Source organism: Musicola keenii, assembly GCF_014855505.1.
Taxonomy (GTDB): domain Bacteria; phylum Pseudomonadota; class Gammaproteobacteria; order Enterobacterales; family Enterobacteriaceae; genus Musicola; species Musicola paradisiaca.
Window position 1 is genome coordinate 1 of record NZ_JAAWVW010000007.1, and the last position, 17,649, is coordinate 17,649.

Here is a 17,649-nt window from a genome sequence, read left to right on the forward strand (position 1 = left end):
ACGGGGCGTGGCAATACTCGACGGACAGCGGGGCCAACTGGTTCAGCGTCGGCACGGTGTCCAGTTCATCGGCGCTGCTGCTCAGTGCGACGGCGCAGCTGCGTTATGTGCCGGATGGCGCTAACGGCGAAACCGCCGCCTTCACTTTCAATGCCTGGGATCAGACCAGCGGCACGGCCACCACAGGGGCGACCCGGGGGCTGGCGGATACCTCGACCACCGGCGGCGGCAGCGCGTTCTCCAGCAACAGCGCGCAGGCGTCGCTGACGGTGAGCGACGTCAATGACGCGCCGATCATCGGCAGCACCATCAGTGGTCAAACCGCGATAAAAAACACCGCATTCAGTTTCACGGTGCCAAACAGCACGTTTGTGGATGTTGATACCAGCGATGCGCTAACGCTGAGCGCAACGCTGGCGGACGGTTCACCGCTGCCGAGTTGGCTGACGTTTAATGCGGCGAACGGTACTTTCTCCGGCACGCCCGGCAGTGGCAATGTGGGCAACCTGAGCATTCGCGTGACGGCGACCGACAGCAGTAATGCGTCGATCAGTACGACGTTCGATTTGGCGGTTAATGACAACAACCAGTCCCCGGTGGTGAATGGTACGCTGGCGGCGCAGACGGCGACGCAGGACAGCAGTTTCAGTCTGGTGGTGCCAGCCAGTTTGTTCACTGATCCGGATTCTGGCGATGCGCTGACGCTGAGCGCGACACAGGCCGATGGCTCGGCGCTGCCGGGCTGGCTGACCTTTAACCCGGTGACTCGTACTTTGTCCGGCACGCCGGGCAGCGGCGATGTGGGCAGCCTGACCATTCGCGTCACGGCGAGCGATAGCAGTAGCGCGTCGGTGAGCGCCAGCTTTGTCCTTTCCATTACCCGCAGCACGCTGGATAACGGTGATCCCGAGTTCAAAGTGAACGGTACGACGGCCGCGTCGGCACTGGCCTCGACCCCGACGGTGGCTGTTAGCGTCGTGTCGAATGCGCCGGTAACGCTTGGGTCGCTGTTGAGTTCGTCATCGCTCGGCGCGATCAGCACCGGCGTAACGGCGGAAAGCACGACGGTAACGGCGTCGATTTTCCAGTCCTCCCAGCAAACAGCGTCTACCACGACAACGCCCGTCAGTCAGATCTCGAACGCTTTTGTGGTGGGTGCGACGGGCGGTGTGGGCCATTTCGACAGTGCGCTGGGGTCTTTCCCCAGCTTCAATACCGGCGGCGCGTTGGGCGGCAGTTCTTCGTTGGCGGGGCTGTTTTCGGGTACTAACCTGCCTTCGCTGTCGACGATGTCGGTGTTCTCCGGGGGGAGCTGGCGGGATATCAACACGAATACCGGCAGCGGTGGCGGATTCACCGCCTCATCGCCTGGCGGTTCGGCGATGAATTTCACCCCCAGTTTGGAGCAGCAATTACAGCAGCTGGGTGATAACGAATGGCAGCGTCTGGCGGCCATTGAACAGGCGTTGCTCGCGATGGGGCAACAGCAAGAGCAACAGGGATGATGAGCGGCGTCCTGGGCATCGACGGCGTCATGACAATAACAACAATGGGCAGGAGTAGAACGTGTCAAAGGGTCGTAAATTTTTCAGTCTTAGCCTGATGGTGATGGCGATGAGCGGCTGCGCCGTAACGAGCCAGCCCATTTCAAAACAACAAAGTGAACAACGCATTCAGCAAGACAAGGTTGTCATGTTTGGCAAGCAGGAGCCTGTCACTGCGCCGATTACCTTGTACGACGCTATGGCGCGGGCGTTGAAATACAATCTGGAAGCGCGGCTTAAGGTGATGGAGCAGGCGCTGTCGCAGCAGCAGCTGGAACTGGCGCGTTACGACATGCTGCCCCAGATGGCGATGGCGGCGGGCTATGTCGGGCGCAGCAATACCAGCGCATCCAGCAGCCGTAGCGTAGAAACGGGGCGGCAATCGTTGGAGCCGTCGACCTCGCTGGATCGTGATCGACAGGTTGCCGACCTGACGATGGTATGGAACGTGCTCGATTTCGGCGTCAGCTATGTCGGCGCCAAGCAGAAAGCTGATCAGGGCTGGATTGCCGAAGAGCGTAAACGCAAAGTGGTACATACCATCCTGCAAGATGTGCGCTCGGCGTACTGGCGGGCGGTGGCGGCTGAGCGCTTGCTGGGGCGTATTGATGGCTTGATCGGCCGGGTCAATCAGGCGCGCGAGGCCAGTGAGCACATGAGTACGCAGCAGGTGGGCGATCCGATTGAAGCGCTGAGCTATCGTCGCGCGTTGATCGATGCGGTGCGTCAGTTGGAAGAGCAACGTCGGGCGTTATCGCTGGCGAAAACGGAACTGGCAACCTTGATGAACCTGCCGCTGGACACGCCTTATACGCTGGCACTGCCGGCCGGTAAGGACATGGTCGCGCCGCAGTTGACGGTGGATTTCAACACGTTGGAACAGGCCGCGCTGGTTAGCCGACCGGAGCTGCGCGAGCAGGATTATCAGGTGCGTATTCACGCAGCTGAAACCCGCAAATCTCTGCTGCGTATGCTGCCGGGGATTGAAGTGAGCGCGGGTGGTCACTATGACAGCAACTCGTTCATGGTCAATCAGAGCTGGGCGGATGTCGGGGTGAAAGTCACCTGGAATTTGTTCAACTTGCTGTCCGGGCCGGCGGCGCACAAAGCGGCGCAGGCCAATGAAACCGTATCGGAAATGCAGCGTCAGGCGATGTCGCTGGCGGTGATGGCGCAGCTTTACATTGCTCGCGCCAATTTCAATGAGGCGTTGCGTCAGTACAAGACCAGTACGGAATTGCGTGACTTGGACGGCCAGATCGCCGAACAGCTGAAAAACCGTTATAAAGCGAACAGCATCGGTGAATTACAGCTGATCCAGGGCGAGCTGAATGCGCTGAACGCCAGCCTGCGTCAGGATCTGGCCTATGCGGAACTGCGTAATACCTATGGGCAAATTTTGTCGACGGTCGGGCTGGATCTATTGCCGAAGAAACTGCCTTCCGATCGGCTTGTTGACATCAGCCAGGCGCTGCGTCAGTCGGAAGCCAGCTGGCAACAGGGTAATATCGGCGCATTGCAATCCTTCTGATGACTTTTCTATTTTTCGTGTCATGCGGCCTGTAGCGGCCTCATGACACGCCCTCTGAGTCATATTTTCTCTGGTTCTCCAATATCGTTTCTCACTGTATTGGTGCGGCCATTGCCTTGTTTTGGTGCGCTGGCGGCGCGGTGGTGCAGGGTGTCGCCTCGGTTTTTTCACTGTTAGTCAGGGAAAATGTATTTTTTTCGTTTGAATAGATTTTCTGACGTCAGCGTGGATTTTTCTCATGTTTTTTCCTGTCTCTCAGCTTTGAATGCATAAATATTGCATATTTATGCAATATAAATCATTGTTTTTAATGTAAAAATATAACTCACTCCGATTTTATTCACTCTCTGGCACGATAGCTGCTCTATAGTTGTTATAAGGTCGGATAACAGCACATCTGTTTTCCGGTGGGTTGGGTGCCGAAGAGTGGTGAGTGAAAATTAAATATAAAACAATTTGTTACGTTGGTTATTCCAAGGCTGTGCCGATGGAATTCCCCCTTTACCGAAAGCGGGCTGGCTGGCATGAGCTGTTTTTTATTGATTCTGCGCCATTCGGCGGCCAGGTGGCCTGAAGAGGCAAAATAATGAAGAACTACCGAGGTCAGTATGGAGCATCCTGAGTCTGTTTCCCGTCGTGATTTTGATGACCGCATGGTGCCGGTCTATGCCCCCGCCGCGTTTATCCCGGTGCGCGGCGCAGGTTCCCGCGTGTGGGATCAGGCAGGAAAAGAGTATATCGATTTTGCCGGCGGCATCGCGGTCAATGCGTTGGGGCATGCACATCCGGCGGCGCAGGCGGCGCTGGTTGAGCAGGCGGGTAAGCTCTGGCATATGGGCAATGGCTACACCAATGAACCGGTGTTGCGGTTGGCGAAGCAGTTGATCGACGCCACCTTCGCCGAACGGGTGTTTTTCTGCAATTCCGGTGCGGAGGCCAATGAGGCGGCGTTGAAGCTGGCGCGCAAAGTGGGCCACGACAGCGGTATCGCCGATAAAAATCGTATTGTGGCATTCGGCAACGCTTTTCACGGCCGCACGCTATTCACCGTCAGCGCGGGCGGGCAACCGAAGTATTCCCAGGATTTCGCACCGCTGCCCGGCGGGATATTCCATGTACCGTTTAACGATCTGTCGGCGGCGGACGTTGCCGTCAATGAACGCACCTGTGCGGTGATTGTCGAGCCGATTCAGGGGGAGGGCGGCGTACTGCCCGCTGATCCGGCGTTCCTACAGGGGGTGCGCGCACTGTGCGATCGTCACGGCGCGCTGCTGATTTTCGATGAAGTGCAAACCGGCGTCGGCCGTACCGGTTCGCTATATGCCTATATGGACTACGGTGTCGTGCCGGATGTTCTGACCACCGCCAAAGCGCTGGGCGGCGGCTTCCCGATCGCCGCCATGCTCACCACCGAAAAACTGGCGCAGTCGCTATCGGTCGGGTCACACGGCACTACCTACGGCGGCAATCCGTTGGCGGCGGCGGTGGCCGGTACGGTGTTCGGCCTGATCAATACGCCGGAGGTGCTGGCGGGTGTCGCGGCGCGCCATCGTCGTCTGGTGGCAGGGCTGGATGCATTGAATCAGCGCTATCCGGTGTTTTCCTGCGTACGCGGCAAAGGGCTGCTGCTGGGCGCGGTACTCAAAGAGGCGTTTGCCGGGCAGGCCAAAAAGCTATTGCGTTTGGCGGGCGAAGAAGGGGCGATCGTGCTGATGGCGGGGCCGGATGTCGTGAGGTTTACGCCGTCGCTGATCATCCCCGAAGCGGATATTGACGAAGGGTTGTCACGGTTGGCATGCGCGCTAGCGCGATTTTGTGCCGAGTGCTGATGACGGCGGGAGGATGCAAAAATGATGATCATTCGCCATGTTCAGGAGCACGATCTGGCCGATTTACTGACGCTGGCCGGGAAAACCGGCGTCGGGTTAACGTCGCTGCCGTGTAATGAAGCGATTCTTTCCGCCCGTATCGAACGGATGGTGAAAACCCGCCAAGGCAGCGCATTAAGAGGGGAGCAAGGGTATCTGTTCGTGTTGGAAGATACCGATGCAGGCCGTGTGGTCGGCGTCAGCGCACTGGAGGCGGCGGTAGGGTTGGAGGAGCCCTGGTACAACTTTCGTGTCGGTACGCAAGTTCATGCCTCAAAAACGCTCAATGTCTACCGGGCGGTGCCGACGCTGTTTCTCAGCAACGATCACACTGGCTACAGCGAACTGTGTACGTTGTTTCTAGACCCGGACTACCGCCACAGCCTGAACGGCAAACTATTGTCCAAGGTGCGTTTTCTGTTTATGAGCGCGTTTCGCTCGCATTTTGCCGACAAAGTCTTCGCCGAGATGCGCGGCTATGCTGACGACGAGGGGCGCTCGCCGTTCTGGGAAGGCGTCGGCAAACACTTCTTCGCCATGGATTTCGCCACTGCGGATTACCTGAGCGGCACCGGCCAGAAAGCGTTCATCGCCGAACTGATGCCGCGCCATCCGCTGTACGTGGATTTTTTGCCGGAAGACGCCCGCACGGCGATCGCCAAGGTGCACCCGCATACGGTGCCGGCGCGTCGGGTGCTGGAGTCGGAAGGGCTGCGCTATCAGGGCTATATCGATATTTTCGACGGCGGCCCGACGCTGGAAGCGGCGCTGGACGAGCTGCGGGCGGTGAAAGAGAGTCGCAGCGTCAGTGTTGCGTTGGGCGAGCAGCCCACATCGCCGGATGCGCCGGTGTATCTGGCGGCCAATGACGACTATCTCAATTATCGGGCGCTGCTGGTGCAAGGTGGCGTCGGGCACGACACTTTGAATCTGGATGCCGCCCAGGCGGCGGCGTTGGGCGTACAGGCGGGTAGTCCGGTACGCATCCTTCCTTTGACGACTGCGGAGAATCGCTGATGTCGTATGCATCCTTGTTTATCGACGGCGTCTGGCGGCCTGGCCGCGGCGGCGACGTCACCAAAACCGACCCGCTGGATAACCATGTGCTGTGGCAAGCCGCCGGCGCGGATGCGCACGATGTGGCGCAGGCCTGTGACGCGGCGCGGCGCGCGTTTCCTGCCTGGGCGCGTCGCCCGTTGGCGGAACGTATCGTGGTGCTGGAGCGCTTTGCCGCGTTGCTGGCGCAGCATAAAACGGCGCTGGCGGAAACCATCAGCCGAGAAACCAGCAAACCGCGCTGGGAAACCCTGACCGAGGTGCAGGCGATGATCGGCAAGATCGCCATCTCGCTGCAGGCCTACCAGCAGCGCACCGGCGAGAGCAGTACGCCGATGGCGGACGGCGCAGCGACCTTGCGCCATCGGCCGCACGGTGTTCTGGCGGTGTTCGGCCCCTATAATTTTCCCGGTCATCTGCCGAACGGGCATATCGTCCCGGCGTTGTTGGCCGGCAACGGCGTGGTGTTCAAGCCGAGCGAGCTTACGCCGCTGACCGCCGAGGAGACGGTGAAACTGTGGCAGCAGGCCGGGCTGCCGCAGGGCGTACTCAACTTGGTACAAGGCGGGCGAGAAACCGGTGCGGCGTTGGCCGCAAGCCCGGAGATCGACGGGCTGCTGTTTACCGGCAGCGCGGGCACCGGTTATCACCTGCATCGTCAGTGGGCCGGGCAGCCGGACAAGATGCTGGCGCTGGAGATGGGGGGCAATAACGCACTGATCATTGATGAGGCGACGGATATCGACGCCGTGGTCAACCTGACGATTCAGTCGGCGTTTATCTCCGCCGGTCAGCGCTGTACCTGCGCACGCCGGCTGCTGGTGCGCGACGGCGAGCAAGGGGATACATTCCTGCGCCGGCTGGTGGAGGTCACGGCGCGTTTGCGCGTCGGACGCTGGAACGATGAACCGCAACCGTTTATGGGCGGTGTGATTTCCGCCGCGGCGGCGGATCGGATGATGGCGGCACAACGGCAACTGTTGGCGCTAGGCGCCAAACCTTTCCTGCCCATGACGCGGCCACAGTCGGATAACGGGCTGTTGACGCCGGGCATTCTGGATGTCACCGGCGTGGTGGGGGTGCCGGATGAAGAGTATTTCGGCCCGCTGACCTGCGTGACGCGCTACCGGTCGTTTGACGAGGCGTTGCGCCTGGCCAATAGCACCCGCTACGGGCTGGCGGTGGGGTTAGTATCACCTGACCGCGAGCGGTTTGAACGCCTGTTGCTGGAAGCGCGCGCCGGTATCGTTAACTGGAACCGGCCGTTGACCGGGGCCTCCAGCGCGGCGCCGTTCGGCGGTATAGGCGCTTCTGGCAATCACCGTGCCAGCGCGTTTTATGCCGCGGATTATTGCGCCTGGCCGATGGCGTCGCTCGAAAGCGAGACCCTGACATTGCCCGCGGCCTTGTCGCCGGGGCTGTTGCTGTAACCTTTATCCCGTCTGGAGAACCATGATGTCTGGATTTGAAATGAATATGGACGGGCTGGTCGGGCCGACGCACCACTACGCCGGCCTGTCGTTCGGTAATGAAGCCTCGACCCGGCACCGCGATGCCGTCGCCAACCCGCAACTGGCCGCCCGTCAAGGCTTATTGAAAATGAAGGCGTTGACGGATCTGGGGCTGACGCAGGCGGTGCTGCCGCCGCAGGAGCGTCCACACCTGCCGATGCTGCGCCGCTTGGGGTTCAGTGGCAGCGACGAGTCGGTATTGGCGCAGGCGATGCGCCGTTCGCCGCGCCTGCTCTCAACGCTCAGTTCGGCGTCGTCCATGTGGACGGCCAACGCCGCCACGGTATCGCCGTCGGCGGACAGCACCGATGGGCGTGTGCATTTCACCGCCGCCAACCTGAACAATAAATTTCATCGTTCGATCGAGGCGGAAACCACCTCGGCGGTGTTGCGCGCCATTTTCCACGACGAACGCCATTTCGCCCACCATCAGGCGCTGCCGCAGTCGGCGTTGTTCGGCGATGAAGGAGCGGCCAACCACAACCGGTTGGGCGGTGATTATGCGTGTCGCGGCGTGCAGGTGTTTGTCTACGGCGTACAGCAGTTTGACGGTGAACCGGGGCCGCAACGCTACCCGGCGCGCCAGACCCGAGAGGCCAGCGAGGCGATCGCCCGGCTGCACCAGCTCGATCCGGCGCATACGGTATTTGTGCAGCAGCACCCGGCGGTGATCGATCAGGGTGTGTTTCATAACGATGTGATCGCGGTCAGCAACCAGCAGGTACTGTTCTGCCATCAATTGGCGTTCTTGCATCAGACGCAGGCGCTGGATGAAATCCGCCGTAAGCTGGCGACGTTAGAACAGACCCTGCATGTGATTGAAGTCGCGGCGGCGCGGGTATCGGTCGCGGATGCGGTTGGCACTTATCTGTTCAACAGCCAACTACTGACCCGGCCGGACGGCGGCATGACCATCGTGGTGCCGGAAGAGTGCCGCCAACATGCCGGCGTGTGGGAGATGCTGAGCGAGATTGCAGCCAGCGGCGGCCCGGTTGACGATATTCGGGTGTTTGATCTGCGCGAAAGCATGCGTAACGGCGGCGGCCCGGCCTGCCTGCGGTTGCGGGTGGCGCTCAACGATACCGAACGGCGGGCGATGAATCCCGGCGTGTTGATGAACGACGCACTGTTCGTCACGCTGAACCAGTGGGTGGATCGCCACTATCGCGATCGGTTGACGCAGGACGATCTGGCGGATCCGCAGCTGCTGCGCGAAAGCCGCACCGCGCTGGATGAGTTGACCCGTATTTTAGGGCTGGGGTCGGTCTATCCTTTCCAGCAGTCATCCCGTTGATCGCAGAGAGATACACAATGAATGATTTTCTGGCACAAACCCTACGGGGTGAAATATCGACGCCGTCCAGCGGTGAGCAAGGTGGTTTGCGCTGGCGCTGGTTAGGGGAAGGAGTGCTGGAACTGACGCCGGCGGCGGGGTATCAGCGTGCGGTGGCGCTGTCGGCCGGGATCCACGGCAATGAAACCGCGCCGATCGAACTGCTCGACCGGCTGGCGGGTGATCTGCTGACCGGCCGGCTTCCCTTGACGGTACGGCTGCTGTTGGTATTGGGTAATCCGGCGGCGATCCGTGCGGGTAAACGCTACCTGCACAGCGACATCAACCGGATGTTCGGCGGGCGCCACAGCCGTTTCCCGCTCAGTGGTGAGACCGTGCGCGCACACTGGCTGGAACAGGTGCTGACGGCTTTTTTTGCGGCGGATGCGCTGACCGGCGGCATCGAGCGTTATCACTACGATCTGCACACGGCGATTCGTGATTCGTTGTTGCCGCGCTTCGGGCTGCTGCCGTTCCAGGAACGTCCTTATAATCTGCTGCTGTTGGAAAGCCTGACGGCGGCGGAGCTGGATGCGCTGGTGGTACACCGCGAGCCGGGCGGCACCTTCAGCCATTTCAGTAGCGAGCAACTCATGGCGGCCAGCTGCACGTTGGAGTTGGGCAAAGCGCGGCCGTTGGGGGAGAACGACCTTGGTCAGTTCGATGCGATCGACCAGGCGCTGCGGGCGTTGGTGAGCGGTACGTCGATGCCGGTACGCCGGGTGGCGCCGATGCGGTTATTCAGCGTGGTGCGTTCGCTGATCAAACGCAGCGAGGCGTTTCAATTGCATGTCGCCGGTGATGCGCCGAATTTCACGCCGTTTGCACGCGGCACGTTGCTGTGCGAGCAACCGGGGGAAGAGTACCGGGTCGCCCATGAGCGGGAGTGGATACTGTTTCCCAACCCGTCGGTGGCGCAGGGGTTGCGCGCCGGCATGGTGCTGACGGAGATAGCGCCGGGCGAGTTGGCGGGAGGCGTGTTGTCGCAACCGGCGGACTGAGGTATGGCCCTTAACCGCGTTGCGTGTTTTTCAAGCGTTAATCGTCACGGCCAAGTGGTGTTCACGTCGCTGTAGTGGTGTTCATGTCGTTGTAGTGAAAGGCTGGGTGCGAGAAAGCGTTACGGGGCACAGCTTGGCGTCGCATCAGGGGCGTGATGCCCCGGCGTAAAGCGCAATGGCCCTTACGGGCCGCTATTGATAAGCGATCGTATTGCGGGTGCGCCGGTGGGTGGCGCACCGGGCGGGGATCAGGAGATGAATTTGACGCCCTGTTTCAGCACCAGATCACAGGCTTTGGTTTTGACTTTCTCCGCCAGCGGCGTGCTGCCGATATTGTTCAGATTCAACTGTTTGCCGTCGCCGGTATTCAGCATCCCCGATAGCCCTTGCAGATAATCGGTCTGCTTTTGCTGCTCCTGCTGTGTGGACAAGCCAAGCTTATTCAACAGCTGGTTTTTGATATTGTCGGTATTGGTGGCGGCAATCAGTTTCTGTTTGACGCAGTATTGCAAGATACCCGCGGCATTGTTCATGGTGCCGGCGCTCAGTGATTGCGTGCCGCCGTTCAGCAGGCTGACCAGGTTGCCCTGACTGGGTGATGCGGCGTTGTTCTGGCTCAACTGACTGGCGGCGCTGGACAGGGTATCTTGCCAGCCGGCGGCCTGAACACTGCCTGCGGCCAGCAGGATGGTTAACCCAACGGTGTTCATGGTGTGTTTGATGGATTTCATAACGGATTCACTCTTTTTTGTGACCTGACAAGCAGGCAAGAAAGCGGCGGTGAGTTTATCGCCGTGGTCGTTGGATACTATCCGATAAAACCGAAATCGCCGATAAAACCGAAATCGCCGATAACACTGAAAAATCGCGAGAGAGAATACGTCGTTGCCGGGGAGACCATCATTTCATGTGCAGTCGACGACGTTCAGGCCGACCAGGCCCAACGATGGCGCGGAAAAAGGCGGCGGCGGGCAGTCGTCATCCGCACCGGCCTCGGCGGTGACATGATGCCGCCAAGCTGGGCACGACGGCGCCCGGTTCAGGTATCAGGCGTCGCCGGGTGTGACATAGCGAATGCCAGAACGTTAAGGATCGGCGCCGGGCGGCATCCCGCAGGGTTGCGCGATGCCAGCCAGGTTTGTCGACTGCCCGCCAGCCTGACCCAACAGCGGGTCTATACCAACATGACATCCCTGTCTGGACGGTATCCTGACGGATGGGGGGATACCGTCACTGTTTCCCAGACACAACAGCAACATGGGGGCGCCGGCAGCGATCAGCCGTCCGCCAGGCGTTGGTAACGTTCAAAGCGCGCTTTGGCATCCTGCTCGGTTTGCGCGAACAGTTCTGTCGCGATATCCGGGCGTTGACGTTTGAGCGAGGCGTAACGCACTTCTCCCATCAGGAACGCCTGAAAATCCTCTTCCGGCTCCTCCGAGTCGAGGATGAACGGGTTTTTGCCCTGCGTCTGCCGGTTCGGATCATAGCGGTACAGATGCCAGTAACCGGCGTCCACCGCTTTTTTGGCTTCCCGCTGGCTGCACCCCATACCGGCTTTCAACCCGTGGTTGATGCAGGCGGCGTAGGCGATGATCAACGACGGGCCTGGCCATGCCTCCGCTTCGGCGATCGCTTTCAGCGTCTGCGCCTTATCCGCGCCCATCGCTATCTGCGCGACGTAAACGTGGCCGTAGCTCATTGCCATCATGCCGAGATCCTTCTTACGAGTGCGTTTACCTTCGGCGGCGAATTTCGCGATCGCCGCCACCGGCGTCGATTTGGACGATTGCCCGCCGGTGTTGGAGTACACCTCGGTATCGAACACCAATACGTTGATGTCTTCGCCGGAGGCCAGTACGTGATCCAGCCCGCCGTAGCCAATGTCGTAAGCCCAGCCGTCGCCGCCGAAGATCCATTGCGAAGGTTTGGCGAAGTAGTCGCGGTTCTGATAGATCCGGTTGAGCTGCGGATCCTCGCCTTTTTCACACTCCAGCAGCGCCGTCAGCCGATCCGCCCGCTCACGGGTGTTTTCCCCGCGATCCTTCAGTTCCAGCCACAGGCTGAACGCATCGCTGAGCGCCGGGCTAAGCGGCTGGGCTAACGCGGCGGCCACATCGCCTGCCAGTTGTTCGCGGACGGCGCGGCTGCCCAGTAACATCCCCAGCCCAAACTCGGCATTGTCTTCAAACAGCGAGTTGGCCCAGGCCGGGCCCTGCCCTTTATGGTTAGTGGTATAGGGGATCGACGGCGCGCTGGCACCCCAGATGGAGGAGCAACCGGTGGCGTTGGCGATCAGCATTCGGTCGCCGAACAGTTGGGTCAGCAAGCGGGCGTAAGGGGTTTCGCCGCAGCCGGCGCAGGCGCCGGAGAATTCCAGCAGCGGCGTTTCGAACTGGCTGCCTTTGACGGTGGTTTTGCTGAACGGGTTGGCCTTGGGGGCGAGCGCCAGTGCATGTTCCCACAGTGGAATTTGCGCTTGCTGGCTTTCCAGCGGCTGCATGGTGAGTGACTTGCCGCGTGACGGGCAGATATCGACGCAATTGCCGCAGCCGGAGCAGTCCAGCGGCGAGACCGCCAGATGATAGTGGTAGTCTTTGGCGCCGTTGGCCGCTTTGCTTTGCAGCGCCACTGGCGCCTGCTGCCGTTCTTCTTCACTCAGCAGTGCCGGGCGGATGGCGGCGTGCGGGCAGATGAACGCGCACTGGTTGCATTGGGTGCAACCTTCCGGTTGCCAGGCCGGCACCTGAATAGCGATGCCGCGTTTTTCAAAGGCAGCGGTGCCGGGGGGAAAGGTGCCGTCTTCCATACCGGCAAAGGCGCTGACCGGCAGCAAATCGCCTTCCTGGCGGTTCATCGGTTGCAAAATCTGGCGGATAAAGGCCGGCACCGGACGGGCGGCGTCGGCGGTGTCATCCGCCAGCGTCGCCCAGTGCGCCGGAATGGCAACCTCGACCAGCGCTTGCATCCCCTGGTCGATGGCGGCGCAGTTCATGTCCACCACGTTCTGCCCTTTGCTGCCGTAGGATTTGACCACCGCGCTTTTCAGGTAGTCGGCGGCGGTGGCCTCGGCAATGATGCCGGTCAGTTTGAAGAACGCCGCCTGCATGATCATGTTGAAACGCCCGCCCAGCCCAAGCTGCTGCGCGATCTGCACCGCGTTGAGGGTGAAAAAGCGGATCTGCTGGCGCGCCAGATAGCGTTTCATGGCGACGGGCAGTTTCGCCTCCAGCTCTGCGGCACGCCAGGTGCAGTTCAGCAGGAAGGTGCCGCCGGTTTTCAGCCCAGCCAGCAGGTCGTATTTATCGACATAGGACTGCTGGGAGCAGGAGATGAAATCAGCGCTGTGGATCAAGTAAGGCGAGGTGATGGGGCGCTGGCCGAAACGCAGGTGCGAGACGGTGATGCCGCCGGACTTTTTCGAGTCATAGGAGAAGTAGGCTTGCGCGTACATCGGGGTTTGATCGCCGATGATCTTGACGGCGCTTTTGTTGGCGCCGACGGTGCCGTCCGAGCCCAGCCCCCAGAACTTGCAGGCGGTGGTGCCCGCGGGTGCGGTGTCGATATGGACGGTCGGCTGCGGTAACGACGTATGGGTGACGTCATCGACGATCCCTACCGTGAAACCGTCCTTCGGCACCGGTTGCAACAGGTTGTCGAACACCGACGCCACATGCGCCGGCAGGATGTCTTTGCCGCCCAGTGCATAGCGCCCGCCGACGATCAACGGCCGGGTATCGTGGTTGTAGTAGGCGGTTTTAACGTCCTGATACAGCGGTTCGGCCTGCGCGCCCGGTTCTTTGGTGCGATCCAACACCGCGATACGCTGGACGGAATCGGGAATGGCGGAGAAGAAGTGCGCCAGCGAGAAAGGACGATAGAGATGCACCGTCAGTAGCCCGACTTTTTCGCCACGTTGGTTGAGATAGTCGACGGTTTCCGTAATGGTTTCGCACACTGAGCCCATTGCGACGATCATCCGGTCGGCATCCGGCGCGCCGTGGTAGTTGAACAGATGGTACTCGCGGCCGGTCAACCGGCTGATGCGCGCCATATAGTCTTCCACGATATGCGGCAACGCATCGTAGAACGGGTTGACGGATTCACGCTCCTGAAAGTAGATATCCGGGTTCTGGGCCGTGCCGCGGATCACCGGGTGATCCGGGTTCAGGGCGTTACGGCGAAAGCGATCCAGCGCGTGTCGATCCAGCAACGGTTCCAGCTCATCATATTCCAGCAGCTCGATCTTCTGGATCTCATGGGAAGTACGGAAGCCGTCGAAGAAGTTGATGAACGGCACCCGGCTTTTTATGGCGGCCAGATGCGCCACCGCCGCCAGATCCATCACCTGTTGTACGCTGCTTTCCGCCAGCATGGCGCAACCGGCTTGTCGTACCGCCATCACATCCTGATGGTCGCCGAAAATATTCAGCGAGTTGGTGGCCAGCGCGCGGGCGCTGACGTGAAACACGCCCGGCAGTAGTTCGCCCGCAATCTTGTAGAGATTGGGGATCATCAGCAACAGCCCCTGCGACGCGGTGTAGGTAGTGGTCAACGCCCCGGCCTGCAGGGAGCCGTGCACCGCACCGGCGGCACCCGCTTCGGACTGCATCTCGATAAGCCTGACCGGCTGGCCGAACAGGTTCTTTTTCCCCTGGGCTGCCCACTCATCGACGTTTTCTGCCATGGGCGTGGAGGGGGTGATGGGATAGATAGCCGCAACATCGGTAAATGCGTAGGAGATATACGCTGCGGCGGCATTCCCATCCATCGTCTTCATCTTTCTTGCCATGTACGGGTTCCTCTTGGTGGGGCGGATGTTATTGCCGGTGAGTCAGAACGGATCTCACCGCGTACTCGCCGTTTAACCAAGCCAGTAGCACAGCCTGTGCCACTTCAGGATAGGGGGGAGAAAGTGTTTTTTATTGAATGAGTTATTACTAATGACACCGCAGACGCTTGCCCACGGCAGCGGCGGAATTGCGCGGAATAAGACACGGACTGCGACATCCTGTCGGCCTGCCAACAAAGTGTGGGGTCGCGGTGGCTGTCCGCCGTCTGAACGCACAGGCGTTGTTGCGTATGACGGGGCCGAAGCAACAGATGGCACCGGACGGTATGGCATGCCGGCAGCGGCAACACGGCATCGCCGCCGTTGCTGCGGTTGTCCCGATTGTCCCGTTTACAACAATTAGTCTGCCGATTGTCTTGCCTTTGTTCCTCCTGTAGCCGCGTTTTTTCTATCAAATGTTTTTAAATCAAACGGTTAGTTTATATGGCACGGCTGGTACGTTCCCTGCACTTCTCCTGTCGTATGCAACAGGCATTCAATCTGAACAGGAGATACCACCATGGCTATGCGTCAATGCGCCATTTATGGCAAAGGGGGGATTGGCAAATCCACCACTACTCAGAATCTGGTCGCCGCGCTGGCGGAGATGGGCAAGAAGGTGATGATCGTCGGCTGTGACCCGAAAGCGGACTCCACCCGTCTGATCCTGCACGCCAAAGCTCAGAACACCATTATGGAAATGGCGGCGGAAGTCGGCTCCGTTGAAGACCTGGAACTGGAAGACGTGCTGCAAATTGGGTACGGCAACGTGCGTTGCGCAGAATCCGGCGGCCCGGAGCCGGGCGTGGGTTGTGCCGGTCGCGGTGTGATCACCGCCATCAACTTCCTGGAAGAAGAGGGCGCCTATGAAGAAGACCTCGACTTCGTGTTCTACGACGTATTGGGCGACGTGGTGTGCGGCGGCTTCGCGATGCCGATCCGCGAAAACAAGGCGCAGGAAATCTACATCGTCTGTTCCGGCGAAATGATGGCGATGTACGCCGCCAACAACATTTCCAAAGGCATCGTGAAGTACGCCAAGTCCGGCAAGGTGCGCCTGGGTGGGTTGATTTGCAATTCCCGTCAGACCGATCGGGAAGATGAGTTGATCATCGCGCTGGCGGAAAAACTCGGCACCCAGATGATTCACTTCGTGCCGCGCGACAACATCGTGCAGCGCGCCGAAATTCGCCGCATGACGGTGATCGAATACGACCCCAAATGCAAACAGGCCAATGAGTACCGCACGCTGGCGGGCAAGATCGTCAACAACACCAAAATGGTGGTGCCCACGCCGGTGACGATGGACGAACTGGAAGCGCTGCTGATGGAGTTCGGCATCATGGAGGAGGAAGACACCAGCATCATCGGCAAGACCGCCGCCGAAGAGAATGCCGCCTGACGGCCCACCCCGCGCCAGTCGCCGCCGCGAGCGGACGTCTGGCGAAGCATGAAGGACAGCAGGAATGACAAACGCAACTCGTGAACGCAATCAGGCGCTTATCCAGGAAGTGCTGGAAGTCTTCCCCGAGAAGACGCGCAAAGAGCGCAAAAAACACATGATGGTCACTGAAGAGTCGATGGAGAGCGTGGGGAAATGCATCGTTTCCAACCGCAAATCCCAGCCGGGGGTGATGACCATTCGCGGCTGCGCTTACGCCGGCTCCAAAGGCGTGGTATTCGGCCCGATCAAGGATATGGCGCACATCTCCCATGGGCCGATCGGCTGCGGGCAGTATTCCCGTGCCGGACGACGCAACTACTACACCGGCTTGAGCGGTATCAACAGCTTCGGCACCCTGAACTTCACCTCGGATTTCCAGGAGAAGGACATTGTGTTCGGCGGCGACAAAAAGCTCACTAAGCTGATTGAGGAACTGGAGCAGCTGTTTCCGCTCACCAAAGGGATCTCGATCCAGTCGGAGTGTCCGGTGGGGTTGATCGGCGACGATATCGAAGCGGTGGCCAACAGTAGCCGTAAAGCGATCGGCAAACCGGTGGTGCCGGTGCGCTGCGAAGGGTTCCGCGGCGTGTCCCAATCGCTGGGGCACCACATCGCCAACGACGTGATCCGTGACTGGGTGCTGGATAACCGCGACGGTAAACCGTTCGAATCCACCCCTTATGACGTCGCGATCATCGGCGACTACAACATCGGCGGCGACGCCTGGGCTTCACGCATCCTGCTCGAAGAGATGGGGCTGCGGGTGGTGGCGCAGTGGTCTGGCGACGGCACGCTGGTGGAGATGGAAAACACCCCGAATGTGAAGCTGAATCTGGTGCACTGCTACCGTTCGATGAACTACATCTCGCGCCATATGGAAGAAAAGCACGGTATTCCCTGGATGGAGTACAACTTCTTCGGCCCGACCAAAATCGCCGAGTCGCTACGCAAAATCGCCGCGCAATTCGATGACACCATCCAGCACAACGCCGAGGCGGTGATCGCCCGCTATCAGGCGCAAACCGATGCCGTGATCGCCAAATACCGCCCCCGACTGGAAGGTCGCAAGGTGTTGCTGTACCTCGGCGGGCTGCGGCCGCGCCATATCATCGGCGCGTATGAGGATCTCGGCATGGAGATCATCGGTACCGGTTATGAATTCGGCCACAACGACGATTACGACCGCACGCTGCCGGAACTGAAGGACGGCACGCTGCTGTTCGACGACGTCAGCAGTTATGAACTGGAAGCGTTCGTTAAGGCGCTGAAACCGGATCTGATCGGTTCCGGCATCAAGGAAAAGTACATCTTCCAGAAAATGGGGGTGCCGTTTCGCCAGATGCACTCCTGGGATTACTCCGGCCCTTATCACGGCTATGACGGCTTTGCCATTTTCGCCCGCGATATGGATATGACGCTTAACAATCCCAGTTGGAGCGAATTAACCGCCCCGTGGCTGAAGTCCGCCTGATGATGATTGTTAATAACATCCGCCTGATATCCCGTTAGTTCACCGATTAGTGGCGCGGGAGG

Annotated in this window: 13 protein-coding genes; 11 read left to right on the forward strand and 2 right to left on the reverse strand. The window is 60.0% G+C overall.

What is annotated here, in order from left to right:
• From HEP82_RS09175 to astE, 7 genes are all read left to right on the forward strand, one after another.
• The coding region (locus tag HEP82_RS09175) for a putative Ig domain-containing protein (protein WP_192457801.1) at window positions 1-1,505 on the forward strand (1,505 nt) is incomplete at its 5' end.
• Window positions 1,506-1,566: 61 nt separating this feature from the next.
• On the forward strand, window positions 1,567-3,075 hold the full coding sequence (locus tag HEP82_RS09180; protein WP_192457802.1) for a TolC family protein: 1,509 nt from the start codon (window positions 1,567-1,569) through the stop codon (window positions 3,073-3,075).
• A 608-nt stretch (window positions 3,076-3,683) separates the two neighbouring features.
• Entirely contained in the window at window positions 3,684-4,904 is a 1,221-nt protein-coding gene (locus HEP82_RS09185; protein ID WP_192457803.1) for a bifunctional succinylornithine transaminase/acetylornithine transaminase, read from the forward strand.
• 21 nt (window positions 4,905-4,925) lie between these two features.
• Window positions 4,926-5,960, forward strand: coding sequence for an arginine N-succinyltransferase (gene astA, locus HEP82_RS09190; protein WP_192457804.1), 1,035 nt, complete (start codon window positions 4,926-4,928; stop codon window positions 5,958-5,960).
• The gene (gene astD, locus HEP82_RS09195; RefSeq protein WP_192457805.1) at window positions 5,960-7,429 is read left to right on the forward strand and encodes a succinylglutamate-semialdehyde dehydrogenase; all 1,470 of its coding nucleotides are present in this window, start codon (window positions 5,960-5,962) and stop codon (window positions 7,427-7,429) included. Before astA ends, astD begins: the two co-directional genes overlap by 1 nt.
• A 25-nt stretch (window positions 7,430-7,454) precedes the next feature.
• Window positions 7,455-8,804, forward strand: a complete 1,350-nt coding sequence (gene astB, locus HEP82_RS09200; protein ID WP_192457990.1) for an N-succinylarginine dihydrolase — start codon at window positions 7,455-7,457, stop codon at window positions 8,802-8,804.
• Window positions 8,805-8,821: 17 nt separating this feature from the next.
• Window positions 8,822-9,844, forward strand: coding sequence for a succinylglutamate desuccinylase (astE, locus tag HEP82_RS09205; protein WP_192457806.1), 1,023 nt, complete (start codon window positions 8,822-8,824; stop codon window positions 9,842-9,844).
• Between the two features lie 248 nt (window positions 9,845-10,092).
• On the opposite strand, the gene HEP82_RS09210 is transcribed toward astE, so the two are convergent.
• Entirely contained in the window at window positions 10,093-10,575 is a 483-nt protein-coding gene (locus tag HEP82_RS09210; RefSeq protein WP_192457807.1) for a DUF2501 domain-containing protein, read from the reverse strand.
• 273 nt (window positions 10,576-10,848) lie between these two features.
• Between HEP82_RS09210 and HEP82_RS09215 the strand changes: the two genes are divergently transcribed.
• Window positions 10,849-11,145 (forward strand): hypothetical protein, encoded by a 297-nt coding sequence (locus HEP82_RS09215; protein WP_192457808.1) that lies wholly within the window; start codon window positions 10,849-10,851, stop codon window positions 11,143-11,145.
• On the opposite strand, the gene nifJ is transcribed toward HEP82_RS09215, so the two are convergent.
• Window positions 11,121-14,633: a pyruvate:ferredoxin (flavodoxin) oxidoreductase gene (gene nifJ, locus HEP82_RS09220; protein WP_192457809.1), complete on the reverse strand. Its 3,513-nt coding sequence runs from the start codon at window positions 14,631-14,633 to the stop codon at window positions 11,121-11,123. The two genes, HEP82_RS09215 and nifJ, sit on opposite strands and share 25 nt — an antisense overlap.
• Before the next feature lie 251 nt (window positions 14,634-14,884).
• On the opposite strand from nifJ, the gene HEP82_RS09225 reads away from it, so the two are divergent.
• The 3 genes from HEP82_RS09225 to nifD all read left to right on the forward strand — a co-directional run bounded on the left by HEP82_RS09225 (window position 14,885) and on the right by nifD (window position 17,587).
• Window positions 14,885-15,070: a hypothetical protein gene (locus HEP82_RS09225; RefSeq protein WP_192457810.1), complete on the forward strand. Its 186-nt coding sequence runs from the start codon at window positions 14,885-14,887 to the stop codon at window positions 15,068-15,070.
• 122 nt (window positions 15,071-15,192) lie between these two features.
• Window positions 15,193-16,074 (forward strand): nitrogenase iron protein, encoded by an 882-nt coding sequence (nifH, locus tag HEP82_RS09230; protein ID WP_012764121.1) that lies wholly within the window; start codon window positions 15,193-15,195, stop codon window positions 16,072-16,074.
• Window positions 16,075-16,138: 64 nt separating this feature from the next.
• Window positions 16,139-17,587, forward strand: coding sequence for a nitrogenase molybdenum-iron protein alpha chain (gene nifD / locus HEP82_RS09235; protein ID WP_192457811.1), 1,449 nt, complete (start codon window positions 16,139-16,141; stop codon window positions 17,585-17,587).
• Window positions 17,588-17,649: the final 62 nt, after the last annotated feature.